At 70.7% G+C, this 24,257-nt stretch carries 20 protein-coding genes and 4 pseudogenes; 7 read left to right on the forward strand and 17 right to left on the reverse strand.

Annotation, left to right across the window (positions count from 1 at the left end; all coding sequences use genetic code 11):
• The first annotated feature begins 140 nt into the window (after nucleotides 1-140).
• Nucleotides 141-950 carry a serine/threonine protein kinase gene (locus ACFYOB_RS20850; RefSeq protein WP_388561484.1) on the forward strand — a complete coding sequence of 270 codons (810 nt, stop codon included), beginning with the start codon at nucleotides 141-143 and terminating at the stop codon, nucleotides 948-950.
• A 339-nt stretch (nucleotides 951-1,289) separates the two neighbouring features.
• Here the strand turns inward: ACFYOB_RS20850 and ACFYOB_RS20855 are convergent, their stop codons facing one another.
• Complete coding sequence (locus tag ACFYOB_RS20855; protein ID WP_388561486.1) at nucleotides 1,290-2,441, reverse strand: FAD-dependent oxidoreductase; 1,152 nt, start codon at nucleotides 2,439-2,441, stop codon at nucleotides 1,290-1,292.
• 149 nt (nucleotides 2,442-2,590) lie between these two features.
• On the opposite strand from ACFYOB_RS20855, the gene ACFYOB_RS20860 reads away from it, so the two are divergent.
• Both ACFYOB_RS20860 and ACFYOB_RS20865 read left to right on the forward strand, forming a co-directional pair.
• Nucleotides 2,591-3,196 carry a TetR/AcrR family transcriptional regulator gene (locus ACFYOB_RS20860; RefSeq protein ID WP_388561488.1) on the forward strand — a complete coding sequence of 202 codons (606 nt, stop codon included), beginning with the start codon at nucleotides 2,591-2,593 and terminating at the stop codon, nucleotides 3,194-3,196.
• On the forward strand, nucleotides 3,169-3,570 hold the full coding sequence (locus ACFYOB_RS20865; RefSeq protein ID WP_388561490.1) for a hypothetical protein: 402 nt from the start codon (nucleotides 3,169-3,171) through the stop codon (nucleotides 3,568-3,570). Before ACFYOB_RS20860 ends, ACFYOB_RS20865 begins: the two co-directional genes overlap by 28 nt.
• A gap of 91 nt (nucleotides 3,571-3,661) precedes the next feature.
• Here ACFYOB_RS20865 and ACFYOB_RS20870 read toward each other — a convergent pair whose 3' ends face one another.
• The 5 genes from ACFYOB_RS20870 to ACFYOB_RS20890 all read right to left on the reverse strand — a co-directional run bounded on the left by ACFYOB_RS20870 (nucleotide 3,662) and on the right by ACFYOB_RS20890 (nucleotide 7,622).
• Nucleotides 3,662-4,243: a TetR/AcrR family transcriptional regulator gene (locus tag ACFYOB_RS20870; RefSeq protein ID WP_388561492.1), complete on the reverse strand. Its 582-nt coding sequence runs from the start codon at nucleotides 4,241-4,243 to the stop codon at nucleotides 3,662-3,664.
• Between the two features lie 65 nt (nucleotides 4,244-4,308).
• Nucleotides 4,309-5,199, reverse strand: a complete 891-nt coding sequence (locus tag ACFYOB_RS20875) for an SDR family NAD(P)-dependent oxidoreductase (RefSeq protein WP_388561494.1) — start codon at nucleotides 5,197-5,199, stop codon at nucleotides 4,309-4,311.
• A 230-nt stretch (nucleotides 5,200-5,429) separates the two neighbouring features.
• Nucleotides 5,430-5,657: a hypothetical protein gene (locus ACFYOB_RS20880; RefSeq protein ID WP_388561496.1), complete on the reverse strand. Its 228-nt coding sequence runs from the start codon at nucleotides 5,655-5,657 to the stop codon at nucleotides 5,430-5,432.
• A gap of 9 nt (nucleotides 5,658-5,666) precedes the next feature.
• Nucleotides 5,667-5,963 (reverse strand): hypothetical protein, encoded by a 297-nt coding sequence (locus ACFYOB_RS20885; protein WP_388561498.1) that lies wholly within the window; start codon nucleotides 5,961-5,963, stop codon nucleotides 5,667-5,669.
• A gap of 150 nt (nucleotides 5,964-6,113) precedes the next feature.
• The gene (locus ACFYOB_RS20890; protein ID WP_388561500.1) at nucleotides 6,114-7,622 is read right to left on the reverse strand and encodes a monooxygenase; all 1,509 of its coding nucleotides are present in this window, start codon (nucleotides 7,620-7,622) and stop codon (nucleotides 6,114-6,116) included.
• A gap of 64 nt (nucleotides 7,623-7,686) precedes the next feature.
• On the opposite strand from ACFYOB_RS20890, the gene ACFYOB_RS20895 reads away from it, so the two are divergent.
• A complete protein-coding gene (locus tag ACFYOB_RS20895) occupies nucleotides 7,687-8,370 on the forward strand; it encodes a TetR/AcrR family transcriptional regulator C-terminal domain-containing protein (protein ID WP_388561502.1) in 684 nt (227 codons plus the stop codon).
• A gap of 630 nt (nucleotides 8,371-9,000) precedes the next feature.
• On the opposite strand, the gene ACFYOB_RS20900 is transcribed toward ACFYOB_RS20895, so the two are convergent.
• The 4 genes from ACFYOB_RS20900 to ACFYOB_RS20915 form a co-directional block, all read right to left on the reverse strand.
• Nucleotides 9,001-9,783 carry a lactonase family protein gene (locus ACFYOB_RS20900; RefSeq protein ID WP_388561504.1) on the reverse strand — a complete coding sequence of 261 codons (783 nt, stop codon included), beginning with the start codon at nucleotides 9,781-9,783 and terminating at the stop codon, nucleotides 9,001-9,003.
• Nucleotides 9,784-9,952: 169 nt separating this feature from the next.
• Nucleotides 9,953-10,762, reverse strand: a complete 810-nt coding sequence (locus ACFYOB_RS20905) for an SDR family oxidoreductase (protein ID WP_388561506.1) — start codon at nucleotides 10,760-10,762, stop codon at nucleotides 9,953-9,955.
• 14 nt (nucleotides 10,763-10,776) lie between these two features.
• Nucleotides 10,777-11,523, reverse strand: coding sequence for an SDR family oxidoreductase (locus tag ACFYOB_RS20910; RefSeq protein WP_388561508.1), 747 nt, complete (start codon nucleotides 11,521-11,523; stop codon nucleotides 10,777-10,779).
• Nucleotides 11,524-11,823: 300 nt separating this feature from the next.
• A complete protein-coding gene (locus tag ACFYOB_RS20915; protein ID WP_388561510.1) occupies nucleotides 11,824-12,537 on the reverse strand; it encodes a UdgX family uracil-DNA binding protein in 714 nt (237 codons plus the stop codon).
• A 429-nt stretch (nucleotides 12,538-12,966) separates the two neighbouring features.
• On the opposite strand from ACFYOB_RS20915, the gene ACFYOB_RS20920 reads away from it, so the two are divergent.
• Nucleotides 12,967-13,158: a hypothetical protein gene (locus ACFYOB_RS20920; RefSeq protein ID WP_388561512.1), complete on the forward strand. Its 192-nt coding sequence runs from the start codon at nucleotides 12,967-12,969 to the stop codon at nucleotides 13,156-13,158.
• Between the two features lie 11 nt (nucleotides 13,159-13,169).
• Nucleotides 13,170-13,745, forward strand: a pseudogene (locus tag ACFYOB_RS20925) (DNA topoisomerase IB); the annotation flags it as partial.
• Between the two features lie 19 nt (nucleotides 13,746-13,764).
• On the opposite strand, the gene ACFYOB_RS20930 reads toward ACFYOB_RS20925, so the two are convergent.
• From ACFYOB_RS20930 to ACFYOB_RS20940, 3 genes are all read right to left on the reverse strand, one after another.
• Nucleotides 13,765-14,145 carry an STAS domain-containing protein gene (locus ACFYOB_RS20930; RefSeq protein WP_388561514.1) on the reverse strand — a complete coding sequence of 127 codons (381 nt, stop codon included), beginning with the start codon at nucleotides 14,143-14,145 and terminating at the stop codon, nucleotides 13,765-13,767.
• A gap of 297 nt (nucleotides 14,146-14,442) precedes the next feature.
• Nucleotides 14,443-15,846, reverse strand: coding sequence for a M20/M25/M40 family metallo-hydrolase (locus tag ACFYOB_RS20935; RefSeq protein WP_388561516.1), 1,404 nt, complete (start codon nucleotides 15,844-15,846; stop codon nucleotides 14,443-14,445).
• A gap of 372 nt (nucleotides 15,847-16,218) precedes the next feature.
• Nucleotides 16,219-16,773, reverse strand: a complete 555-nt coding sequence (locus tag ACFYOB_RS20940) for an isochorismatase family cysteine hydrolase (protein ID WP_388561518.1) — start codon at nucleotides 16,771-16,773, stop codon at nucleotides 16,219-16,221.
• A gap of 1,332 nt (nucleotides 16,774-18,105) precedes the next feature.
• Here ACFYOB_RS20940 and ACFYOB_RS20945 point away from each other — a divergent pair.
• Nucleotides 18,106-19,650, forward strand: coding sequence for an FAD-dependent oxidoreductase (locus ACFYOB_RS20945; protein WP_388561950.1), 1,545 nt, complete (start codon nucleotides 18,106-18,108; stop codon nucleotides 19,648-19,650).
• A 115-nt stretch (nucleotides 19,651-19,765) separates the two neighbouring features.
• Here ACFYOB_RS20945 and ACFYOB_RS20950 read toward each other — a convergent pair.
• The 4 genes and pseudogenes from ACFYOB_RS20950 to ACFYOB_RS20965 all read right to left on the reverse strand — a co-directional run.
• A pseudogene (locus tag ACFYOB_RS20950) lies at nucleotides 19,766-20,053 on the reverse strand (STAS domain-containing protein); the annotation flags it as partial.
• Between the two features lie 1,107 nt (nucleotides 20,054-21,160).
• Nucleotides 21,161-21,562: pseudogene (locus ACFYOB_RS20955) on the reverse strand (NAD(P)/FAD-dependent oxidoreductase); the annotation flags it as partial.
• A pseudogene (locus ACFYOB_RS20960) lies at nucleotides 21,505-21,783 on the reverse strand (iron-containing redox enzyme family protein); the annotation flags it as partial. The pseudogenes ACFYOB_RS20960 and ACFYOB_RS20955, both read right to left, overlap by 58 nt.
• 22 nt (nucleotides 21,784-21,805) lie before the next feature.
• Nucleotides 21,806-24,046, reverse strand: coding sequence for a catalase (locus ACFYOB_RS20965; RefSeq protein ID WP_388561520.1), 2,241 nt, complete (start codon nucleotides 24,044-24,046; stop codon nucleotides 21,806-21,808).
• Nucleotides 24,047-24,257 lie beyond the last annotated feature (211 nt).

Genomic DNA, 24,257 nt, shown 5'->3' on the forward strand with positions numbered 1-24,257 from the left:
CCGGTTCTCGAACTCGGTGGGCGCTGGCTTCCCCTCCTCCGGACGTGGTGGCGCCGGTCGTCGGGACGAGGAGGAAAGCCACGCTGGCCAGGACTCGAAACTCCCTGCGGCGCCGGACCAGCCTTGGCACCATCACGCACATGACGGCGCACCCACTCCTCAACGTCGCCCACGTGGCCTCACTCGACACCTACCTTGCCGACATCGGAACGATCTTTCGCGCATTCGCCGATCAGGACTCCGGATGCATCTCGTACGGAGTCCTGGTAGACGAGCGGAGATGGTTCGTGAAGAGCGCCTCGAGCCCTGCAGCCGTGTCTTCGCTGCGCCGAGCCGTCGCCGTGCACCAAGCGGTCACCCACCCTGCCATCACGCCGCTCCTGCACAGCATCACGACGGATCAGGGACTGGCCCTCGTCTACCCATGGGTGCCGGGCGATGTTCTCTACCACCCCACCAGGTCCCGCAGCGGAGGAAGAACAGCGCCCCACAGCCCGATGGCCCGCTTCCGCAGGCTTCTCCTCCCCGAGATCCACTCTGCCCTGGACACCATCCTGGATGCCCATCTCGCTGTCGAGGACGCGGGGCTCGTAGCCGTCGATCTCTATGACGGCTGCATGTTGTACGACTTCGGCCAGCAGCGCATGAGGCTGTGTGACCTCGACGAGTATCGGCAAGGACCGTTCACCGTCGATGCTGACCGGCTCCCCGGTTCGAGCCGGTACATGGCTCCGGAGGAGTTCCGGCGCGGTTCGCTGATCGACACTCGGACCACTGTGTTCAACCTCGGTAGGACCTTGCGGCTCCTGCTGGATGTCGGCGACGAGGAGAGGGGGTGGCGCGGGACTCCCAGCCAGCTCGCGGTCATCGAGAGAGCGACATCCACTGAACCAGGGGGCCGTTTCCCTTCCGTATGGTCACTGGCCGATGCCTGGCGCGCAGTCGTCTGAATCCCAGTCGTGCCTCGGTGCACCAAGGCGCCCGCTGCCACGCCACCGGGTACCGAGACCAGCCCGCCCTTACCCACCGATCCGACCTCGTCCCTTGGCCTCCCCTTCTCCGGAGGCCGGCCAGCCTGCCCGACTCCTGGTGGGCTGACCTTCGGGCCGCCCTCGCCACCGCCGCGACCGTCGCCACCGGCCGCCAGGCCGTAACGGGGCCGGTCCAACGGATCGGACCCCGTTGATGTATCGACCGATTGATGGGCAAGATCGGTAGGCGGCGGCGCGTGGCCGGCTCGACTCCGGATCATGCCCATCATCGGGGCCGGGGCTCCGGGGCCGGGATGTTCAGTGGTTCTGAGTCATGTGGGCAAGGGTCTGGGCGGCGCTGTCGGGTGCGAAGGCTCCGGCGATTCCCTCGGCGGCGCCTTCGGCCGCCACGATGGAGCGGGGCAGCAGGAGGTGTTCGTAGGCCCGGACGGCTTCGTCGATGCTGCTGCTGTCGACGAGGGCACGGGCGAGGTCGGCGCCGTCGAGCATGGCGAGGTTGGCGCCCATGCCGGAGAACGGCGACATGAGGTGGGCGGCGTCGCCGAGGAGGGTGAGGCCGGGGGTGTGCTGCCAGGTATGGGGTACGGGCAGGGCGTACAGGGGCCGGTTGGTGTAGCCGGTGTCGGTGTCGGTGATGAACCGGAGCAGCTCGGGGCTCCAGCCGGTGAACTCCTTGAGGAGCGCTTCGCGGACGGCGCCACCATCGGCCAGGTCAAGGCCGGCGTTCTGGTGCCAGTTCTCGTCGGTGCGCATGCCGATGTAGACGCGTATGTGCTGGCGGCTGTTGCGCTGGGAGACGAAGCCCCGGTTGTTGTCGAGGGCCATCATCGTTCCGTCACCGGTGAGTGAGGCCAGTCCGGGGTGGTGGATGTCCGCCTGGTCGAGGCCGGCTTCGACGAAGGTGACGCCGGTGTAGACGGGCGTAGCGTCGGAGAGCAGCTGGCGGACTTTCGACCAGGCTCCGTCCGCGCCGACGACGAGGTCCGCCTCGGTGGTGAAGCCGTCGGCGAAGTGCAGGCGGTGGACACCTTCGGCGCGGGATTCGGCATGGGTGAGCTTGTGGCTCCAGCACACGGTGTCGGGCTCCAGTGAGTTCAGGAGGAGGTCGCGCAGCTGGCCCCGGTCGATTTCCGGGTTGCCGTCTTCGGTGTGGGTCTCGGGCGGGACGGCGTCGAACAGGACGCGTCCGTCGCGGCCGACCAAGCGCATCTGCTGGCCTTCGGGGCGGGCCAAGGCCAGGAACTCGTCCAGCAGTCCGGCTTCCCGCAGGGCGTCCTGGCCGGAGTCGGGGTGCATGTCGAGGGTGCCGCCCTGGTCGCGTGCCGCACCGGAGGCGTCCAGTTCGTAGACGGTGACGGGCACGCCGCGCCGCTGCAGGATCCGGGCGCAGATCAGCCCGCCGGGGCCTGCGCCGATGATCGCGATACGGGGTGCGCTGGAGGTGTCCAAGGCGATGCTCCGTTCAGGGGGTGCTCAACAGGAAGAAGGCCGCGTCCAGGCAGCGCCCGGCGGCCGGCCGTTCCAGAAAAACACTCCCGCTCCAAAAGTGCAACAAGACAACTTTTGAAGTTGCGCAACCAAACGGATAGGGTTGAGGCATGAGCGAGACGACCGCGCAGGACGCACAGATGGGGCGCCGCGAACGCAAGAAGGCCGCCACCCGCCAGGCCCTGGCCGATGCCGCCCTGCGCCTCTTCCTCGAACGCGGCTACGACCAGGTCGGCATCCGGGAGATCGCCGATGCGGCGGACGTGTCCACCACCACCCTGTTCAAGCACTTCCCCGTGAAAGAAGCGCTCGTCTTCGACGAGGACGCCGACCAGGAAGCCCGGCTGCTGGCCGCCGTGCACGAGAGACCCCAGGACCAGTCCGTCGTCGCGGCCCTGCGCGAGCACGCCCTGAACCACCGGATCGGCACCAGCAACGCCGACCCGGCCTTCGCGGCCTTCGTCTCACTCGTGGAAAACACCCCCGCCCTGCGCGACTACGCCCAACGCATGTGGCTGCGACACGAAACCGCACTCGCACACGCCATTGCCGAGACGACCGGAGCTCCCGCCGACGATCCGCACTGCGCGGCACTGGCCCACTTCGTTCTGGAGGCACCCCGCACCGCCCGCGGGCGCGCCGACGGCTACGAGACGGTCAACCGTGCCTTCGACATCCTCGAACGCGGTTGGAACGACGTCAGCCCAAGAGTCTGAGCAGGCACGCCCGCAACCGGATTCGCACTCCCGCTCACGCCTGCGGCCCGGTCAAGGAGCAGCACACGACCACCAAAGACCTGCTCCCGGCGGTGTTCCACACCGCCGCACGCCTCCTCTTCGGAGCGAGGTGGGCCGAGGAGGCACAGCGCGTCGTGACCCAGTTCCGGGCGGCGCACGACCTGTGGGCCGGCGATCCCGCCTTCCTCGAGCTCTTGGAACGCCTGCGCGGACAGAGCCCGGAGTTCGCCGTCTGGTGGGAGACACACGACATCAGCACCAGCGAGGCCGGCGAGAAGATCCTCTACCACCCCGTCAAGGGCCTGCTGCGCTTCGAGTACACGACTTCCAAGCCAACGACGACACCGGTTTGAAACTCACCGTCTACACACCCATGTGATCCGCGGGCATCGGGCAGCCGTCCCATGAAGGCTGGAGCCCGATTGCCGGGATGCGGGACGCATCTCACGCCTCCGGCGGTGTGGCGCGCAGGCCCCCGAGCAGTGTGGCCAGGTAGCGGCGAGCGGTCTCGACCCGGTCGGCGTCAGGGCCGCCGTGGACGTGCACGGCGTAGGCGATGCCGCACATGAGCGGAACCAGGTCGGCCGAGGTCAAGTCGGGGCGGACGGCCCCGGCCTCGCGGGCCCGGCCCAGGAGCGCATGGCCGGCCGACCACAGCGACTGCTTGAGCTCCGTGGTGCGCGGCAGGGCGTCCGCGGGTGCGGCGGTGACCGGGGCCAGGGAGGCGTCGGTGACCTGCGCTTCGACGGTGCGGGTCAGAAACACCTCCAGCGCGCGCCACGGGTCGGTGTCGGCCAGTGCTCGCTCGCCGTGGGCGGCTAGTGCTTCCAGGCAGGGGGTGGCGACGGTCTCCAGCAGCGCCTCGGGCGTTGCGAAGTGCCGGTAGACGGTGCCGACTCCGAGTCCGGCGCGGCGGGCGACGTCGTTGAGCTGCAACGGCGTGCCCTCGTCGACGAGGGCACGGGCGACGGCGACGATCCGGTCCCAGTTGCGGGCCGCGTCCTTGCGCAGTGGTGTCGTCGTCATGGGGACATGCTAATCGGATGGCCCATCCGGATGATCCGCCGCCCGTTGCGTCACCGCTTGGCAGGTCAGGCGGCCGCCAGCGGCGCGTGCCGTTCACTGAGCCGGCGTACCGCCTTGGCGACGCCGGGGTCGGTCGCGGCGCGCGGCGGCGGCACCGGGCTCGCGTTGGGGCCGATGACGACACCCGTCCGGCCGGTGAGGGTTTCGTCGGTGGCGGCGACGAGCGATGGCCTGGCTGCCACGGACGCCGGGCCGGAAGTCGAGCGTTCGAACTTGCGGCGCACCAGCGGCCACAGCAGCCGCAGGGCGGGCGAGACGATCTTCGGGTCGCCCATGGTGCCGTTGGTCATGGCGGTCGCGGCGCCTCCGGGGTCGGCGGCGAAGACCGATACGCCCGTGCCGTCCAGCCGCGCGGCCAGGTCGAGCGTGTAGGCGAGGTTGGCCAGCTTGGCGCGGCCGTACCAGTGGAAGCCGTAGTAGCCGCCGGGCGGCTCGACGGCGTCGAACACTCGCTTCGCGACCCCGACCGCACCTGAGGTCACGTTCACGATCCTGCTCGGGGCGCCGGCCGTCAGCGTGGGCAGGAGCAGCTCGGTGAGCAGGTACGGCGAGAGGTGATTGACGACGAACGAGGCCTCGACGCCGCCCAGGTCCTGCCGATCCGGGAACATCGCCCCGATGTTGTTGACCAGCACGGTCATCGGTTCGCCCGAGGCGGCGTGGTCGGCGGCGATGCGCTCGGCGAGGTCGCGCGTTTCGTCGAGCGAGGCGAGGTCCGCGGACAGGAACCGGGCAGGGCGTGCCGGGCTCGTCGCGTTGATGCGGTCGAGCGCTTGGGCGCCCCGGTCGGCGTTGCGTCCGATCACGGTGACCGAGAACCCGGCGCCAGCCAGTCCCAGCGCCGTCTCCAAGCCGATGCCGGCCGTCCCGGCCGTGACCACAGCAGTCCTCTTCATGGCACATCCACCCCCAGCAAGTATCTGGATAGTTCATCCGTTTGGAAGGACCGTAACACGAATACGGATGACCTATCCGGTTGAGTCCCGTCGGCCGACCTCGACGTCACCTTCGACCTCCACGAACACGGATGGAGCACCCAGGCACCGCGGTTCGGCGACGGCCGCGACTGACCTTGGCCCCAGCCGTCAGGGGGCGCGGACGCGGTGGCCTTCCTCCGACTCGGGGTTCAGGGGCGGCGGCTGGTGAGGTGCTGGGCGAGGCCCCACAAGGGGGGGGCCGAGTGCCGGGTGCGACGACCCGCCCGGTCCGCGTTCGACGCCGCCGAGGAAGGGCGGGCGGGGTGCGCAGGCCGGGGGCTGAGGGTCGCGTCGGTGACCCGGTGCCCGCGCGCCAGCGCCCGGGTGAGGACCTGACGGCCGATTTCGTCGTCGGCGCCGACGACGAAGATTCGCATCCGTCCACCTCAGTTTTCCGCCGACAGGGCGGCGGGTACGAGTACGGCAACCGCGTCGACTTCGACGGGGCAGCCAGGCGGGAAGAGCGCATGGACGAGCATGCTTCCCGGCGCGCGCGTCGTACCGGCCCTCAGCGGACCGAGGGCCGCGGGCAGTGGTTCGGGGTCATGGCCGACGACTCGGACGGTCTTCTCGACGATGTGTTCACGGGGCGCTCCGGTCGCCGCGAGGGCGACACCGCGGCCACGGGCGATCGGCGCGGTCTGGGCCACATGGCCGCGGCCCCCGGCCTGCTGACCGGCCACGTCCCAGCCGACCTGCCCACGGAGGTGGACGGGCCGGGCGGGCCCGGTCAGGGTGACCGGGCCCGGCTCAGGCCGGGAGGCGGGTCATGGAGGCCGGGCGCCCCATTGTGGGGCCACCAAAACGGTAATGGGTGACGCGGGTCCCGGTCGTCACAGTTCGCTCCCCGAGGGAGTGCCCGCCCAGGCGGTCAGGGCCCGGGTGCGCTCCCATCGGCGGGTTTCCACCTCGCGAGCCCGGGTGGCCCAGGCGACGTGCCCGTCGGGGCGGATCAGGACCTCCGTGACCCCCTCGATGGCGGGGTGGGGGTCGCGCGGGGTGACGGTCACCGAGGCGACACGGGACGCCCACCGTCCGGCTTCTGCCGCGCTGTCCTCGCCGTCGAGGCCGAGCAGGACGAAGCGTCCCTCGTGGAGGAGTTCGTAGACCCTGCCCGCCCCGCCGGCCGTGGTGACGAGGGCCACATCGGGCATGCGGCAGCCGGTGAGCGGGTCGCCCTGCGAAGGGTAGGCGGTGTCGATCGCGGAGACGGCGCCGGCAAGGCGGCGGTTTACCGGCTCCATGCCCAGGAGGTCGTCGATCAGCTTGCGCAGGGCCGTGGCGGGGCGTTCGTACTGCGGTACGAGGGTGAGTTCCGCCAGCAGGGTCTGGACCTCGGTGTTCTCGGTGACCGACCGCCCGACCGGGTGGCGCTCGGCGTGATAGGTGTCCAGGAGCCCCGGCGGCGCCCATCCGTTGATCTCGGCCGCCAGTTTCCAGCCGAGGTTCATCGCGTCCTGGAGGCCGGTGTTGAGCCCCTGCCCGGCCGCCGGGAAGTGGATGTGCGCCGCGTCCCCCGCCAGCAGCACACGCCCGGAGCGGTAGGACTCCGCGAGCCGGGTGGCGTTGCCGAACCGCGACAGCCACCGGGGTTCGCCGATACCGCAGTCGCTGCCGCAGGCGTCCTTGAGCGCGGTGCGGAACTCGTCCATCGAGACCGGCTCCGAGGACGGCACCCGCATCCGCTGCGGGGGGATCAGCACGAAGCGGGTCAGCCCGCCCCCCAGGCCGACGACCAGAACACCGGCCGCCCGAGCCAGCTCCAGCGTGCCGGAGTCCGCGGAGACCACCCCGAAGTCCCCGAGCATGCCGGTCAGCGTCTCGCCGGTCCCCGGGAACCCGATCCCGGCCGCCGTCCGCACCGCACTACGCGCGCCGTCGCACCCGACCACGTAACGGGAACGCATGGTCTGCCGGTTACCCGCGACGCGTACGTCCACCTCGACGCCGTCGGCACCCTGGCGGACATCGACGGTTTCGTGGCCGCGCAGGATTTCCACGCCCAGCTCGCGCGCCCGCTCCTCCAGGACGGCCTCGGTACGGGCCTGCGCGAGGAAGAGGGTGTAGCCGTGCCGGGAGTCCAGGGCGGCGAAGTCGAGCTTCGTGTCCAGCGCGGCGAAATGCCAGCCGGGCATCGTCCGGCCCAGGGCGAGGAAGCGGTCGGCGAGACCCCGCTGGTCCAGCACCTCCACACTACGGGGATGCAGCGTCAACGCCCGTGACTGCTGCTGCGGCTCGGAGCGGCGCTCCACGATCCAGGTCCGTACGCCGGCCAGGGCCAATTCCCCGGCGAGCATCAACCCGGTCGGCCCGGCCCCCACGACGATCACATCCGGCTCCACCGGCATCACCTCATCTATTTAATGAACAGCGTTCACGTGAACATCGTTCACTATAGTGAGGGTCATGAGTTCCCCGTCAAGCCCCGCCGAGCCGCCCACCCGTACGACGGTCCGGGGGCGCCCTGCGAAGCTGGACCCGGCGCGCACCGTCGCCACCGCACTCGACCTGCTGAACGAGGCCGGGCTGGACGCGCTGACCATGCGGCGGCTGGCCGAGGCCATGGGGGTGCAGGCGGGGGCGCTGTACCGGTACTTCGCCACCAAGCAGGACCTGCTGACCGCGATGGCCGAACGCATGTTGGCGGACCGCGACACGGCGCCACCCGGGGGAACGGAGCATGGCTGGGACGAAGAACTGGCCGGACTGGCCCGCTCTCTGCGTGCCGCACTGCTGCGCCACCGCGACGGTGCCCGCGTCTTCGCCGGCACCCACTCGACGGGCGAGAACACGCTCGGATTCGCCGAGGCCCTGATCGGCGCACTGCGCGAGGCGGGCTTCAGCGCGAGTGACGCGGCGCAGGCGATGCTGGCCGTCGTGAACTTCACGCTCGGCCACACCCTGGAGGAGCAGGCCGCCCTCGGCGGCGAGGCACCGGCCGACCCCGAACGCCTGCGCCAGGCAGTCACGGAGTCCGCGTTCCCCCACCTGACTGCGGCAGTACCCGTCGTCGCCGGCGGCGACTTCAACGCCCACTTCGAATTCGGCCTGCGACTCCTCGTCAACGGCCTGCGCGCGCTGGAGCGGTGAGGCGCGACTGGGGTTCGGAGTACTCCCCCGAGCGTGCACTGCACATCAGCCCCGCTCGGCGGAATATCGAGGGGCGTTCCCAGCCCAGGATGCCCAGGGACCGGGCCGATGCGACAGCACTGGCGTGCGGCCTCGCCATCGGACGACGCGTGGTGGGCATCACCCTCCTTGAGAAGTGGCGTGATTGTCTGCGGAGCAGCACATGATGCTGGACAGGGTCCGTTGACTTGGGCGGCAGCGAGGAGGTCTCCCGGCCACCCTGCCCCCGATGACCACCACGCCAAGCCGGCCGCCCGAACAGGCGAGCGGCCGATTCCCATCTCACACGGGCTACGTGAGGAGCGCCACGCACTGCCGGAGGTACGGCTCCAGACGCAGCTGGGTGACCTTCCGGTCGAACACCTGCAGGGCGGCCTGACAGCTGACGAGCCACTGGGCCTCGTCCTCGTCCCGGACACCGAAGGTGATCGACCCGCTCGCCCCCCCAGTTTGCCGCCGAGCTACTGGTCGAGTCGTGCGCAGGGCGTTCGGGCCGCGCAAATGCCAGCCCTGGCCGTCGCGGTTGGGTGCGAGGATGCCGAGACCCGCTGCTCGCGACCGGCTACCGGGCCCGACGAGGCTTTCAAGGAGTCACTGAAGTACGTAGCTGGCTGGCGCCCTCGACACGCGCGCCGCTCGGAGCCTGCCGAACAGGCCGCACCGTGCCTCAACCGCGAGAACTCGTCGTAGCCGCCGGGGACATCCGTCTCGTCGAGCATGTCTCTTGCGCGGCACGAGGCTGTTCCTGCCCGAGCCGGACACGTTCCGGGGACCGCTCCCGGCACGCAGCGGCGTCTCGGCGCGTACGCGGAGGGGCCCGCCGGCCGGATCGGGCGCGCACACGCGTACCGAGTCGGTGCCGAGGTCCACGCTGAGCACCCAGCGGCCGCTCGGATCCGGCGTCACGTGGTGGGCGTGCGGGCCGGCCTGCCGCTCGGGGTCGGGCCCGCGGCTGCGGTGGCCCAGGACGACGGCGGGGCCCTGCGGCCTGCCGTCGCCCGCGATCCGGAGGCCGCTCACGTTGCCGGACGTGTAATTGGCGATCAACAGCCGGTCCCCGACGACGCTCAAGTGCGCGGGACCGAGGCCGTCGACAGGGACGGGCCGTCCGAGCGGAGCGAGACCGTCTGCGGTGATCCGGTACGCGGCCGCCACCCCGTGATCGGTCCCCCCAGCGGCGTAGAGCACCTGCCGGTCGACGGACAGGGCCAGGCACGAGGTGTCCCCGAGACCGTCGACGACGCTCAGTAAGGTGAGCGCCCCCGTGACGGGGTCCACGGCCGCCGTGGTGATCCCGCGACCTCCGCCGGAGGCGAACGAACCGATGTGAGCGCGCTGTCCGAGGCCCTGGTACGTGCTTCCCGCGCCGCCCACCGGGTGGTCCTTCCGCCGTCGGTCCGCTGCTACCGGGCGAAACTAACAGCCGGCCGCCAGGCACCCGCCTCGACCGGGCCGGTAGGGACCGCAGGTTGGGCCGCCAGGGGCGCGGATCGGGATGGCGTGCCCGGCAACCGGCGGGCGGGTCCGGCGGGTGGATCGGCACTCAGGGCCGACGCCACCGGTCGTGGTCCATGTGCGACCCGGCCATGGGTCCCATCCGCAGCATGCCCCCGTCGACCACCCAGGAGGCACCGGTGACGTAGGAGGTCGAGGGTCCGGCCAGGAAGGCGATGACGGCGGCGACCTCGTGGGCGTCGCCCGGTCGGCCGGCGGGAATGCCCGGCCGGGGTTCCGTACGCACGTCCTCGTCCTCCTGGCCGGTCATGGGCGTGGCGATCTCCCCCGGAGCCACCGAATTCACCGTGATTCCGTATTCGGCGAGTTCGAGCGCCATCACCTGCGTGAGGAGGCCCAATCCACCCTTGGCGGCGCAGTACGGGCCCGCGCCGACGCGCGGCTGGTGTTCGTGGACCGAGGTGACGTTGACGATCCGGCCGCCCGTGCCCTGTCGGATCATGTGCCGGGCCGCCCGTTGACCGCACAACAAAGGGCCCACGAGGTCGACGTCGAGGACCTGGCGGACGGTGGTCAGGTCGAGGTCCAGGAAGGGCGTGGCGGTTCCGGTGCCCGCGTTGTTCACGAGCACGTCGATGCGCCCGAGTCCGTCGGCGAGTCGGTCGATGACGTCGGCGGCGGCGGGCAGGTCGGTGAGGTCGAGCCGGGCGAGCACGGCACGCCGACCGCGCGCCCGAACCTCCTGGGCCGTGCGCTCGGCTCCCTCCTCGTCCTCGTGCCAGGTGATGCCGAGGTCCAGTCCGGCCGTGGCCAGATGCACGGCGACGGCGCGGCCGATTCCGGAGTCGGAGCCGGTGACCACCGCCGTGGTGGGGGAAAAGTCCAGAGGACTGATCATGGTCGAGTCTCCCGTCAGGGCCAGGAGGGTTCCCGACGGGGCACCACGACCAGTTCGCCGACCACGCTCCCGGCTGGCACGGACAACGCGTACATGACCGTGTCGGCGACGATCTCCGGACTCTGGAGCAGAGCGGTGTCGGCGTCCGGGAACCGGTCCATGATGAAGGCGGTCTCCATTCCGCCGGCGATGATCCCGGTGACACCGATCCCGGTGCAATCCCGCTGCGCCTCCTTGAACAGGGTGTGGGTGAACGCCCGCAGCCCGGACTTGCTCGCCGCGTAGGGGCCCGCTTCCGTCCAAGTCCGGTTCGCTGCGGTGGAAAGGATGTTGACGATGTGACCCCCGCCCGCGGCCACCATGCGCCGGTAGGTGTGCAGGCACAGGTACATCGGGCCGAGCAGGTTGGTGGTCACCACGTGCTTGACCTCCTCCGCGGTCAGGTGCTCGACGGACTTGGACACGTCGACCGCCGCGTTGTTGACCAGGACGTCCACCCGACCGCCGTCCGCCTCGACGTCCCCGAGGACGGCCGCGACCGCGGCGGGGTCACACACGTCCATCTCGACGAAGCGGGCGCGGCCGCCCGCCACGACGAGGTCCGCGCAGAGCTCCTGAGCGAGGTCCTTGCGTACGTCGCCGACGAGGACGGAGGCGCCGGCCGCGGCGAGCCGCCGCGCGATGGCGGCGCCCAGCCCCCGGGCCCCGCCGGTGACCAAAGCCTGCTTGCCCGTCAGGTCGACCTGTGCCGCGCTGTTCATGCTGTGCCTTGCCTTCCCTCGGTTCGGCGCCCGACGCCACCCACCCTCGGGAGGAGAGGGGCCAGGCACCGTCGCGTCTCGTGGGACCCACTCTGGGCAGGGACCGGGCACCCGGCGCGCGGGATTAGGCCACCAGGCGGCGCGCGCCTTTCACGTGCCCGGCACCTCAGGCCGAGCCCATGCGGAGCCGGGGCGGCTGTTTCGCGGTCATGGGCTGTTCCCTCGGGGGTTCGCGGGCCACCTCGCAAGCGGCAGCAGGACAAAGGCCGGCACCGGCTACGACACGCCACCCTGCGAACCCTACGGAGGCGTCCGACGTCCGCGCTCCCACTGCAGCACGGTGGCGGCCACGGACAGGTCGGCCACCAGTCCGGCGAAGGCCGCCTCCCGGTCGTCGGCCCGCAGGACGGCGGAGGGGTGGACCGTGGCCAGCAGCTGGCCGGGGGCGGCTCCGGACTGCTCATCGAAGGGGTCCGGCATCGGCAGCAGGACACCACGCCGCTCGCCCACCCGGAACGAGGATCCGAGCAACGCCTTGCCCGCCGTTCCTCCCAGCACCACCAGCACCTCGGGGGCGACCAGTCTCAGTTCCTCCGCCAGCCAGGGCCTGCACGCGGTCATCTCCCGCAGGCTCGGAGCCTTGTGGATCCGGCGCTTGCCGCGCGGGGCCGGTGTGAACTTGAAGTGCTTCACCACGTTGGTGAAGTACGCCTTCTCGTCACCCAGCCCGGCGTCGTCGAGCGCCCGGCGCAGCAGCTGCCCCGCCGGGCCGACGAAGGGCTCCCCCTTCACATCCTCCTGGTCGCCGGGCTGCTCCCCGACCAGCATCAGCCGTGACCTGGCCGGGCCCTTTCCGAAAACCGTCTGCGTGGCATCGAGGAAGAGCGGGCACCCGTGGCAGTCGGCCGCCGCCCGGCGCAGAGCCGCCAGCCCGCCGCGCGAGGGCAGGTAGGGAGTGGCGTCGTACCCCTGTCCGCTGTCCGCGGCGGAGGTAGCACCCGCGTCCGCGTCCATGACCGCCACCTTCACGCCGTGGATCCCGTTCGTACGCCTTCGGCCGGTTCGGTGGGCTCACCCCCGAACGGCAGTCGGCTTCTGCCCGAGCGGCTCGGCCCGAAACCACCGGACGGGCGACCGATGTCGCCGGGCCGGTCAAGGGCGATCATCTCCTGCGCCGCCAGGGCGGGGCGGCGGACGGCACACACATGGTTCACCTGCCTGGCGCAGGGAGACCCGGCAAGGTCCGGGCCCCGGCGAGAGCCCGGCGCAGTACGTCCTCGACGCGGGCGGGACCGTCGTCGCCGGTGGTTCTCCCGCGGCGGTCCAGGTCCGGACCGTTCAGGGCGGCCGGCTCCCGGTGGGGCCCGCAGGCGGGCGGAATCGCCCGCCCGCCGACGGCCGTCGCCCGGGCCTCGACGGCTCGCGCAGGGGTAGACGCCCAGCATGAATGACACGAACCAATTGAAACCGGGCGAAATAGCGCCCCAGAGCGGTATCTACGCGTGTGACTGCGGCCGGGAGCACCTCTGGAGCAAGAGCACCGGCGTCCGCGGGCACCGGTTCCCGCCCCTGCCCTACGACTGTTCGGGGCAGGCCTGGACCTTGCGTACGCAGGCCCACCCGGACACGGACTGAAGGCTGCTGCCGTGCGCCTGCGTACCAGCGACCCCCACGGCCAAGGATGCCGCCGGATACGTCACGGTCGCGGATTCCGTTACCTGGACGCGGACGGTCAACGTCTGTTTGCCCCGGACCGGGACCGCGTCCGCGCGCTCGTGATCCCTCCGGCATGGCAGGACGTCTGGATCTGTCCCTGGTGGATCTGTCCCTGGCCGAACGGCCACATCCAGGCGGTGGGCACGGACGCCGCCGGTCGGCGCCAGTACCTCTACCACCCTGCTTTCCGTGACCAGCAAGACGCCGCCAAACACGAGCACGTCCAGCGCGTGGCCCGCTCCTTGCCACGACTGCGCGAGCACGTGGCGGGCGACCTCCGCGGACGCGGCCTGACCCGCTCCCGCGTTCTGGCCTGCATGACGCGTCTGCTGGACCTGGGGTTCTTGCGGATCGGCGGCGAACGCTACGCCCGGGACAACGGGAGCTACGGGCTCACGACCCCGCTTCGAGGACACGCGTCCTGCCGGAGCGGCGAAATCCGGCTGGACTTCCCCGCCATGTCCGGCAGGACGGTGACCCGCACGTTCATGGACGGGCAAGCCCATGTCTTCACGTGGCCGTGTGTCACATGGCACTGCTTTGTGCAGGACTCTCTGCCGGGGCCCGGTGCACCCTCGCCGAGCGAAAGCCGGTGCCCAACGAGGTCGCCCCGACGTGCCGCAACGTGCGCTCGACGGCACGCCTCGCGTGGAGAATACGAACTGAGGCGGTGGCCGGCCGACGGGTCATCGCTCGCCGGAGCGCGAAAGCACATGTGAGGTCCATACGGAAGAGATCCGTCATGTCCATGACCCACTCGCCGGTTTCCTGCAGGATCGGGTCGCAGAGCTTCTCTTCGAGCAGCAGCGCCGTGGCCGCACTGAGTACGCCGCTGAATCGCAGGACAGCGCGGCCGTCAGAGACGGCGATGCTGATCTGACCGGTTGGGTGCGAATGAGCTACCACAAGGCCTCCTCGACAGCCGAACTTCGATTTTCTCCTTCAGACTCTGAGCCAGGTAGGGCGCCGACGCGCGAGGTGGCCTCGTAGCAAGATGTGCACCCCCATCGGTCGGCGGCGCCGGTTCGTGGCCGCGGCAGCCTATTGAGCGCTCGCCGCCCTGCAATGCGAGCACCCGGCCTAGGGTGGGGGTGGGCCATACGCGGTCGGAGAGCGGCAGCCTGCACGCGCTGTGGCAACGGACGACAAGGCCCGCGCCGTCGGCGCCGTCCGGTGCTGCGCATGCTCCCTGCCGCGGGTCCGTTACGCCTTCTGGCGGGTTGACGTATCGCCGGTCGACAGTTCGTCGAGGAACCAGGCCAGCGCGCTGACTCCGAGTCGAAGCGCCTGGATCTCCACCCGTTCGTCCGGGCCGTGCCAGCGGTCTCCCGGGAGTCCCGTCCCGAAGAACAGCACCGGCGCGTCACAGGCGTCGGCGAGCTGCGCGCCGGGAGCAGCTCCTCCATTGCCGATGTGCCGGGCCGGAGCCCCGTAGGCCTGGCTGACGGCCCGGGTGAGAGCCATGAGCGCCGGGGCACCGGGGGGCGTCCGGTAGGGGTCCGAGATGGTGGAGGAGATCTCCAGGTCGTAGGTGAAACCGGGCCGCCGATGCCGGGCCAGCCAGGCTCGCAACTGGTCGGCGACCTGGTCGGCCCGCTGATCGGGTACGAGCCGGAGCAGCAGGTCGGCACTGGCTTCCGCCGGAATGAGGCCGAGTGCCGGTGCATCGGTGCGACCGGCCGTGAGGCGGGCGACCTCGGCGGAAGGGCGGGCCCACAGGCGCTCGGGAGCCGTGTAACCCGCTTCGCCGGGGGCGCCGAACGTACCCGTCTCAGCCTGCCAGTCCGTCAGGTCGAAGGGGACGGTGCCCACGCCGGCGCGCAGGTTGGGGGCTGGGGCGGCCACCGCGTCGTAGAAGTCGGGCAGGGTGACGCGGCCCGACGCGTCGCTGAGGAGGTCCACCAGGCGGCACAGTTCGACCGCCGCGTTCGCGGCGGCGCCGGAGACGGCGCCGCTGTGGAGGTCGCGCTCGGCCCCGCGGATGGTGAGGGACGCGGTGACCGACCCGCGCACCGCGGCGCACACGGTGGGCTCGTCCAGGGACCAGAACATCGAGTCGGACACCATCACGACGTCGGCGTTCAGGTCATCGTCGTGCTCCGACAGCAGGTCGGCCAGGTGGACCGAGCCGACTTCCTCCTCGCCCTCGATCAGGTACTTCACCGTCACGGCCGGGGCGGTGCACTGCGCAAGCTGCGTGCGCAGGGCCCACAAGTGGCTCATGATCTGGCCCTTGGCGTCCGACGCCCCGCGGCCGTGGAGTCGGCCGTCCCGCAGGAGCGGCGAAAACGGCTCGGTGACCTGCCATTCGGAAGGATCGACGGCATGCACGTCGTGGTGGCTGTAGACCAGCAGGACCGGTGCAGCCGGATCGGCTGCCGGCCAGGAGGCGTAGACGGCCGGCAGGCCGGCCGTTTCCCAGACTTCGGCACGCGGGAAGCCGGTGCGGCGCAGTGCCTCGACCAGCCAGCGGGCGGACCGGCGCACCTCATCGGCCCGGTCCGCGTCGGAGGAGACGGACGCGATACGCACCCACTCCGCCAGCTCGGCCAAAGCGGCCTTTCCGGGCACGGCGCCGGGTGCGGTGGCGGTCGATGGGAGGCTCATAACCGGTGCCCGCCGCAGCCCCGGTCCCAGCCGCGGCCGGCACGCCGGCGGTCTGGGAGCCGACTCCGGGCCTGCAGCCCGCTGACCGCCGCCGGAGGACCGGCCTCCAGGAGATCGAACGTTTGATCAAGGACGCTTGCGAGGTCCTGCCACGGCGTCGCCCGGTCCTCACTGGCGGCGAGCGCCTCGCCGCGACGAGTCCTACCGTGTCTCCGCTCCATTGCGGCCACCGTTACCGTTCCTCACCCTGCTCTGCCTCACCCGCGCCTGTCGCGCACGAGGACCGGGATGCTCAGCGGGCGTCTTCCCAGGTGCCGATCTTTCATGCGGAGGTGCGCCCGGCGACGCAGTCGGTCTCATCGACCGTCTGGTTCACGGTGCCGATCGGGCGTCGAAGGCGATGTCATTCACCGGGGAGATCGCGGCGGACATGTTGGTGCGCATCATCCGCAAGGCCGCAGCGGCCAGCTCCGCGTCGATGTGGGCGACCCCGTCCTGCGCCACGACGACGTCGAAGTGCCGGATGTGGGCGTCCAGAGCCGAGTACAGCACGCACTGCTCGGTCACCTGGCCGCACAGGACCAGGCGCTCGGTTCCGAGTTGGTTCAGCAGGTATGCCAGAGGGGTTTCGAAGAAGATCGAGTGCCGCGCCTTGACCACGAAGAGGGATTCTTCGTCGGGTGCCACGGGTTCCACCAGTTCGGCGTGTCGGCCGGCGAGGGCGGCTCGCAAGATCTCCCCGTGGTGGGAGCGCCATTCGCCGAAGTTGTCGTTCACGTACACGACCGGCGACGCACTCGCCCGCGCGTGCTCGAGGAGTGTCGTGATCCCGGGAAGGGCCTCGCGGACGGACGCGACCAAGGCCTCGGCGTCCTCGTGGGCATAGGTGTTGAGCATGTCGATCACGATCAGCGCCGTACCGGTCATGGGAGTCGCCGCTTCTACTCGTCCTACTCCCCTCGCGAGACGGGGCCGGGCCTGGCGGAGCAATGCCGCGTACTGCGGCCCACCAGCGGCACCCTTGAGCACCAGTGTGTCCCGCGCGTGCACATCCCGCCTCGCCGACGAGCCGGGGGCGGGCTCAGTACCACGTGCTCCTTCGAGCCCCTGACCGGGAGCCGTTGGCGTGTCCCCGGGCGTTCGCCGGCATTCGGGCGACCCGGGGCGCGGCGGCCGTTCACTCGAGCCCGAAGGCTTCTACCAGCCCGCCTTCCCACTCGCTCACCCCGTCCGCGTGCGCCGCGATGACCGCGTAGCGCCATGAGCGTCCGTCCGGCGGGGCGTCCGCGTAGAGCACCACCCCCCTCCCCGGACTCAGGGTCGAACGCGAGCCGATGGACACGCAGCCGGTCGAGAGCTTCAGCCAGACCGAAAGCCGTCCGGGTGTGTCCCTCGGACACCGTCCACGCCGGGTGGGCCGCGCCGGACGCGGCCGTGAGCCGGGTGACCATGGCGTGGGGCGTGGTGGTGGCGGTCCTGCGGACGTGGCTCTCGCTGGCGTACGGCACTCCGTCCGTGTCGACGAGTGCGTCGAGTCCGAACGGACCGAGGTAGCCGTGGGCGGCCAGGTGGCGGCCCAGTTTCAGCCCCCACTCCTCCAGCTCGCCGGCCACGTGCGCACACGAGATCGGCAGGGGGGATGCGTACCCCGTGAAGGAGCCCTGTTCCGTCCGCATCGCCCCGCTGAACAGGGCACGGGTCCCTGAAGCCGTGTTCTCCATCTGGATACTCACCGACTCGGCCACGGCCACGCACTCCTCTACGACGCACGTTCCCGGCGGGCCGCCGACCGGTGCCAGCGCCAGGTCCGCTCCTTGCACGTCCTTCCATGAGAGGAAGCGCATCCCGTGGCCCCCTGCGGAGCGGTCGGGTTTGACCACCACCTGCGCGTACTGTGCGAGCAGTTGCCGTGCGACACCTTCGACTTCGGGTCGCCGGCACACCCGTCCTGCGGGCAGTCGCATGGCCGCTCGACGGAAGCCGGCCTTCGTGTTCAACAACATCGTCACCGGCAGGGCGGCGGCGGCCTCGTCGACCGTCGCGTACGGGTGGACGGTCAGACCGAGATCGCGCGCGAACCCGACGGCGGACGCGTCAGGGGCGGTCGGCAACAATGCCGTGCCCGTCATGCCGGCGTCTGCCCGTCCGGTCGGCTCCTACCCGGCCAGGGCGTACCGCCCGGCGGGCGGAGAACCGCAATGCGCGGGGGCCAGCGGAGCCACCGCGCATCACGTTCGGTTTCTTGGGCAGCCGCAGTCTATGAACCGACTTCCCGATGCCGGACGGTCTTACTGGATGCGGACGGCGGCTTTTCCGTCCTTCGCCCCTCTTTCCGAGCCCGCCGAGGCGGATGTCGCGGTCATCGGCAGCGGCATCGCGGGCCTCAGCACGGCGTGGGAACTGGTTCGGGCCGGTTTGAACGTCATCGTGCTGGAAGCGGACCGCCTGGCCAGCGGCGTCACGGGGCACACGACGGGAAAGCTCACGGCGCTGCACACCTCGGTGTACGACACGCTCCGGAGCAAGCACGGCGACGAAGCGGCCCGCGACTACGCGGACTCCCAGAGCGCGGCCCTGCAACACGTGTTCGACATCGCCGGGGAGTTCGGCATCGACTGCGAACTCGAGAGGCGCCCGGCTCTCACTTACTGCGAGCAGTCGGACGGCGCCGATCCGTTGCGCGCGGAAGCCGAAGCGGCCCGGGCAGCGGGTCTCGACGCGTCGTTCGTCACCGAGACCGGCCTGCCCTTCCCCGTCGCCGGCGCCGTGCAGGTCGAGGACCAGGCCCAGTTCCATCCGCTGAAGTACCTGCGCGGGCTCGTCGACGACATCGTCGCGCGCGGGGGCCGAATCCACGAGGGCACCCGTGTCACCCGCCTCGACGACGGTGATCCTTGCCGACTCACGACGGAGGCCGGGGTGACCGTATCCGCCCGACACGTTGTCGTGGCCACCCACCACCCCGTCTTCGACCACGCCGTCCTCACATCCCGGCTCACCCAGCACCGCGACCTGGTGGTCGCGGGCTCGCTGCCCGCCGATCGGGACCCCCACGGGATGTACATCACCACGGAAGGCGGCAAACGCTCCGTCCGTACCTCTCCCCTCGCGGACGGTAACCGCCTGCTCGTCGTCACCGGCGAGGCGTTCACTCCCGGCACCGGCGAAGACACCGAGGCGGGGTACGCCCGCCTGGAGGCCTGGACCGAGCGGCACTTCCCCGGGGTGAGCATCTCCCACCGATGGGCGGCTCAGGACAACAGCTCAACGGACACCGTGCCACTCGTGGGCAGGCTGCCCACGGGCGGTGAGAACGTGTACGTCGCGACCGGCTTCGGCGGCTGGGGGATGACGGGCGGGGTCATGGCCGGGGCGCTCATCGCCTCCCTCGTCGGCGGCGCGCCCCAACGGTGGGCCGGCCTCTACGACCCTGGCCGCCTCGGCTCCGCCGTGCAGTCCGCACCGGCGTTCCTCAAGGCGCAGTGGGACACCGCGAAACACTTCGTCAAGGACCGCCTCGACACGTTCGGCGATGGCACGACGGGCCCCGTCCGAGACCTGCGGCCGGGTGAAGGAACCGTGGTCCGGGCGGATGGCAAACCCTGCGCCGTGCACCGCGACGACCAAGGCGAACTGCATGCTGTGTCCGCCGTCTGCACCCACATGGGGTGCATCGTCGCCTTCAACAATGCCGAACGCACATGGGAGTGCCCGTGCCACGGCTCCCGCTTCGGCGTTGACGGCGAAGTGGTGCAGGGCCCGGCACTGCGTCCTCTGGAACGGCAGGACCCCGGCGGGCTGTGAGACCTTCATTCGGTTGCGTCGGACATGCCTGACCTTTCCGCGGTCTTGGACGGGAGGCAGCTGATCGGCGATGGGCGTGGGCAGTGCCGCTGCCCTGGTGGGGTGGGCCGTTCTCTCACGCGGCGGCCCGCCTGTCAGCGAGGAGGGTATGCGTGCCGGTTGTGGTGAACAGGTTCCTCACCGACGGGATACGCACCTCGCACACGCCGAATCCGATACCGCGCTGACGGGCGTCGGCGCGGGCGCGCAGTGGCACTGTCAGGCCGACGCAGTCGCAAAAGGTCACGTGGCGGAAGTCGACGTCAATCCCGGCTACGCCCGCGGCCAATGCCTTGTCCAGTGCGTCCTGGAGCAGAGGACCGGTGTCGATGTCGATCTCTCCGCGGACAGTGACGACCACCCGCCGCCCACGCTGCGGGTAACCGCCCGGAACTCCTCGTCAGGTCTCACCGCGGCCGCCGGCGTCCGTCCACTCCGGCCAGCCGGCTGCGGACTGTCGTGCGACAGGCCGGCCGCGTCCCCGATGCGCCGCAGGCCCCAGCCCTCGGCCCGGGCCGCGGCCATCGAGCCGCCTATACCGGCTGGGATGCGCCCCAGCACGTATCGCTCCGCGGCCTGGGAACACGCGCAGTCATGCACGGGCAACATGCGCGTCCCGCGAGCAATCCGTTCGGCCCAGCACCCGCAGCCCAGACGTCTCCATCTGGTCGAGCCAGCGCCAAACACTCGCGCCGAAGCCGGATCAGCGGCCGGCTTCGCCGCCGCATCCTGGCGTACCGGGCGGTCGATTTCCTGTCCGCGCACATCCCGGACCCCTCAGGCTCGGGCGAGGAAAGCCTGCTCCTCGTCCACATCCGCCAGGTCGTCGGCCAGGTCCGCTACAGGATCTGCCCTGACTGCGGCCGGGGTGTCATCACCGCGGTCAGCATCGACGAGCGCTTCCACAGCGCCGGCCTGGGTACGCGGGCGCTTTCGCACCTGCGTTCCCGCCACCCGACGACTGCCTGGCGCAGCACTGCTACGAGGCGGACCGCACGGGATCTCCTGCGCCGCATGCGTATTCCCGCAATCACCTCCGGCACGTCCTGCGACCATACGCGCCGACCACTGCTTGACCCGGTGCCGGCCACTTCCTGACCAACGACCTGCCATCAGTACGAAACTGCTGGACCGGACGGTCACCGCCCTTTTCGCGGGCCTGGTCTTCGAAGCCCTGCGCCGCGGCCACGCCTCTGGAGCGGCTCAACACAGACGCACGCGCCGTCGCCGACGGCGGCGGCGGCGGCTTACAACGGTGACGCCGACGGCCGGCTCGGCATCGAGCAATACTTCGCCTCGGCTGGAGTTTCCACCAGCCCTGACATGCAGGGCTGGTGCGGAGGGGGACGCGTTGTCGTGCTGGGCGGGGTCAGGCCGTGACGATGGCTGCGCCCTTGCCCGGTGTTCGGCGGGAGCCGCCGGCCCTTGGTGGTCCGGCTGCTGCTGATGGCGCTCTCGTTCGTCGGAACGGTCAGCCTCCGTCGACCGCGGGGCGGGCCCGTACCTCCTCCGGGGTGAGGTACTGGTCGGTGTACTCGAAGTCGCGCAGCGTTCCCGGCTTGTAGGTCTGGAAGCCGGTCCGGACGAAGTCGTCGCCTGCCACGGCGTTCAGGACCCAGTTCGGCATCACCCGGGTCTTCGCGGCCCCGGTGCGCAGCGCCGCCCAGTGGTAGCCGCGGGCCACGGCCTGGGCGGGCATCCCGCGCAGGTCGATGCCGAGCGGCCGGGAAACGCCGTCGCGGCCGCCGAGGTCCACGACCAGTCCGAGGTCCTTGTGGACGTACGGACGCAGCGGTGTGCCCCGCAGGGTGGCTACGACGAGGTGACCTCGACGCACGCGACGTGACCGACGAGCGCGCCGCGCAGCGCCCGGCGCAGGCCGCATAGGGACATGAGGTTCACGGTCGCGAGCAGCGGGGCCGGCGCCCGGTCCAGGTACCGGCCGTACGTGGGGTCCAGCCGGAGGTCGGACATGAGGTCGGCGAAGAGCTGGGCGTGGATGCGCTCGGCGCGGCCGGCGCCGAACTCGTCGTACTCGATGGCGACCATGGCGGCCTTGGCCCGCCCGGTCAGCCGGGGGATGACCCAGGCGTGCGTCGTTTCCCGCCTCTGCCCCTCAGGCAGCCGGCGGGAACCTGTCCCAGGCCCGGTGCTCGGCCAGGGCTGCGGCAACGGTCTCTACGACGGCCGTACCGTCCTCCTCCAGGGCGATACCTGGGTCGTCGGCTGTGACTCCGGCGGTCTGGAGGAGCTGCTCCGCGCCGTTCCAGCCGCCGATGGCCTTGCCGTGCCGGTACGCCTCGGTGACGAGCAGGAGCACGCGCGGGTCGACGGCTTGCGGGGGCCGGGCGGTGCCGGCCTTGGCGTCGCGGGCGCCGTACGCGTCCGCTCCGGCCTGGGGCACGCCGGCGAGCAGGACGGCGTCGAATTCGGTGGAGCGGGCGGTGGCGTAGGTCCGCTGGATGGTGATCGGATCGCCGTCGGGGTCGAGGGTGCCGCCCGTCGGGGCGATGACGAGGGGCACCATACCTGCGTCGAGGATGGCTTGCCGGGCGGTCCGTACGCCGTCCAGGTCGGCCTCCGCGTCGGCGATGATGCCGATGACGCGGCCGTCGGTCGGCCAGGTCCCGCCCATCTGGGAGAGGGCCGGGCTGGGGTCGGGCTCGGCGAGCGGCTCGGTGGCCGCGGGGGCCGGCAGACCGAGTCCGGTGGCGACCTGTTCGCAAAGCTGCGGGTCGATGTTCGCCAGGACCTGGAGGGCGCGCACCTTGATGGCCTGTTCGTAGCACTTGTTCAGTTCGAAGGTGTACGCGGCGATGATGTGCTCGCGCTCGGGCGGAGTCATGCTGAGCCAGAACAACCGCGGTTGGGTGAAGTGGTCCGAGAACGAGGCGGGCGCCTCACGGACCTTGCTCGCCGCCGGGATCTTCACCGGCGTTTCGATGAAGGCTCCCTTGTCGGCTCCGGCGAAGAAGGGGCAGCCGCCGTCGAGGCTGTTGGGGTGATAGGGGGCGACCCCGGTGTGGACGGCGGTCTGGTGCATGCCGTCGCGGAGCATGTCGTTGACGGGGGCGTGCGGCCGGTTGATCGGGATCTGCCCGAAGTTGGGGCCGCCGAGGCGGCTGATCTGGGTGTCGAGGTACGAGAAGAGGCGGCCGGCGAGCAGCGGGTCGTCGGTGACGTCGATGCCGGGAACCAAGTGTCCGGGATGGAAGGCGACTTGCTCGGTCTCGGCGAAGTAGTTCTTGGCGTTCGCGCTCAGAGTCATGAGCCCGATGGCCTGGACCGGCGCCAGTTCCTCCGGGACGATCTTCGTCGGGTCGAGGAGGTCGATGCCTTCGAAGGTCTGGTCCGGGGTGTCGGGAAAGACCTGGATGCCGAGCTCCCACTGCGGATACGCACCGGATTCGATGGCGTCGAAGAGGTCCCGGCGGTGGAAGTCGGGATCCATACCGTTGATCAGCTGCGCTTCCTCCCAGACCAGCGAATGCACACCCAGCTTCGGCTTCCAGTGGAACTTCACCAGCACGCTTTCGCCGACCGCGTTGCCCAGGCGGAACGTGTGGACGCCAAAGCCTTCCATCATCCGGTAGGACCTCGGGATCCCGCGGTCGGACATGTTCCACAGGGTGTGGTGAGTGGCCTCGGTGTGGAGGGACACGAAGTCCCAGAACGTGTCGTGCGCGCTCTGCGCCTGCGGGATCTCCCGGTCGGGATGCGGCTTGCCCGCGTGAATGATGTCGGGGAACTTGACGGCGTCCTGGATGAAGAACACCGGGATGTTGTTACCGACCAGGTCGAAGGTGCCTTCCTCGGTGTAGAACTTCGTGGCGAACCCGCGGGTGTCGCGCACCGTGTCGGCCGAGCCTCGCGAGCCGAGTACGGTGGAGAACCTGACGAACACGGGTGTCTCCACGTCCTTCGCCAGGAAGGCGGCACGCGTCACTTCCCCTGCGGTTCCGTATCCCTGGAAGACCCCGTGAGCGGCGGCGCCGCGCGCATGCACCACTCGTTCCGGGATTCGCTCGTGGTCGAAATGCGTGATCTTCTCACGCAGATGGTGGTCCTGGAGAAGGACCGGCCCCCGCGGTCCGGCCTTCAGCGAATGGTCCGTGTCGTAGAGCCGTGCCCCTTGGGCGGTGGTGAGGTAAGCACCGCTCTGCGCCATGCGCGCCTGCTCCGCCCCGGTGGCCTGCCCGGTGGCACTCACGGTCTCCGGCCCTTCCTGGTCCGCTTTCGGATGGAGGGGCTCCGAGGGCTGCGTCGGCTCGGCCACGGCCGGGGACACCGGTCCCGGCTTGCCCGGCACGCCGTTCCCTTCCGGCTCCGACGCCTCAGGGCTGTGCTTCGTGGTCATCGCGTGTCTCCAAGGAGTGGGCTGCTGAACGCTTGAGCCATGACCGGGAAGCACCCGCTCCCAAACGGCGGCCAGGTGTTTTCACCCGCCGCAGCGGCGTTCCGGGCATCTGCCCCGACAGCAGAGCGGCGAGACGGCAGGGCGGCCCGACCGGTGCCCGGCGTCTGGCCCGGTCCTTCCTCGACGAAGCGCAGTTGCTTGACGGCCTGCA

It is taken from the genome of Streptomyces sp. NPDC006463 (assembly GCF_042870715.1).
Classification (GTDB): Bacteria; Actinomycetota; Actinomycetes; order Streptomycetales; family Streptomycetaceae; genus Streptomyces.

What these genes read in the sequence shown, in the direction of transcription:
- ACFYOB_RS20875 (WP_388561494.1), bottom strand. Translation starts at nt 5,199, where the DNA reads ATGAAGAGGACTGCTGTGGTCACGGCCGGGACGGCCGGCATCGGCTTG.
- ACFYOB_RS20935 (WP_388561516.1), bottom strand. Translation starts at nt 15,846, where the DNA reads ATGAGCCTCCCATCGACCGCCACCGCACCCGGCGCCGTGCCCGGAAAG.
- ACFYOB_RS20920 (WP_388561512.1), top strand. Translation starts at nt 12,967, where the DNA reads ATGAATGACACGAACCAATTGAAACCGGGCGAAATAGCGCCCCAGAGC.
- ACFYOB_RS20850 (WP_388561484.1), top strand. Translation starts at nt 141, where the DNA reads ATGACGGCGCACCCACTCCTCAACGTCGCCCACGTGGCCTCACTCGAC.
- ACFYOB_RS20905 (WP_388561506.1), bottom strand. Translation starts at nt 10,762, where the DNA reads ATGATCAGTCCTCTGGACTTTTCCCCCACCACGGCGGTGGTCACCGGC.
- ACFYOB_RS20940 (WP_388561518.1), bottom strand. Translation starts at nt 16,773, where the DNA reads ATGACCGGTACGGCGCTGATCGTGATCGACATGCTCAACACCTATGCC.
- ACFYOB_RS20915 (WP_388561510.1), bottom strand. Translation starts at nt 12,537, where the DNA reads ATGGACGCGGACGCGGGTGCTACCTCCGCCGCGGACAGCGGACAGGGG.
- ACFYOB_RS20860 (WP_388561488.1), top strand. Translation starts at nt 2,591, where the DNA reads ATGAGCGAGACGACCGCGCAGGACGCACAGATGGGGCGCCGCGAACGC.
- ACFYOB_RS20880 (WP_388561496.1), bottom strand. Translation starts at nt 5,657, where the DNA reads ATGCGAATCTTCGTCGTCGGCGCCGACGACGAAATCGGCCGTCAGGTC.
- ACFYOB_RS20870 (WP_388561492.1), bottom strand. Translation starts at nt 4,243, where the DNA reads ATGACGACGACACCACTGCGCAAGGACGCGGCCCGCAACTGGGACCGG.
- ACFYOB_RS20965 (WP_388561520.1), bottom strand. Translation starts at nt 24,046, where the DNA reads ATGACCACGAAGCACAGCCCTGAGGCGTCGGAGCCGGAAGGGAACGGC.
- ACFYOB_RS20895 (WP_388561502.1), top strand. Translation starts at nt 7,687, where the DNA reads ATGAGTTCCCCGTCAAGCCCCGCCGAGCCGCCCACCCGTACGACGGTC.
- ACFYOB_RS20945 (WP_388561950.1), top strand. Translation starts at nt 18,106, where the DNA reads ATGAACCGACTTCCCGATGCCGGACGGTCTTACTGGATGCGGACGGCG.
- ACFYOB_RS20910 (WP_388561508.1), bottom strand. Translation starts at nt 11,523, where the DNA reads ATGAACAGCGCGGCACAGGTCGACCTGACGGGCAAGCAGGCTTTGGTC.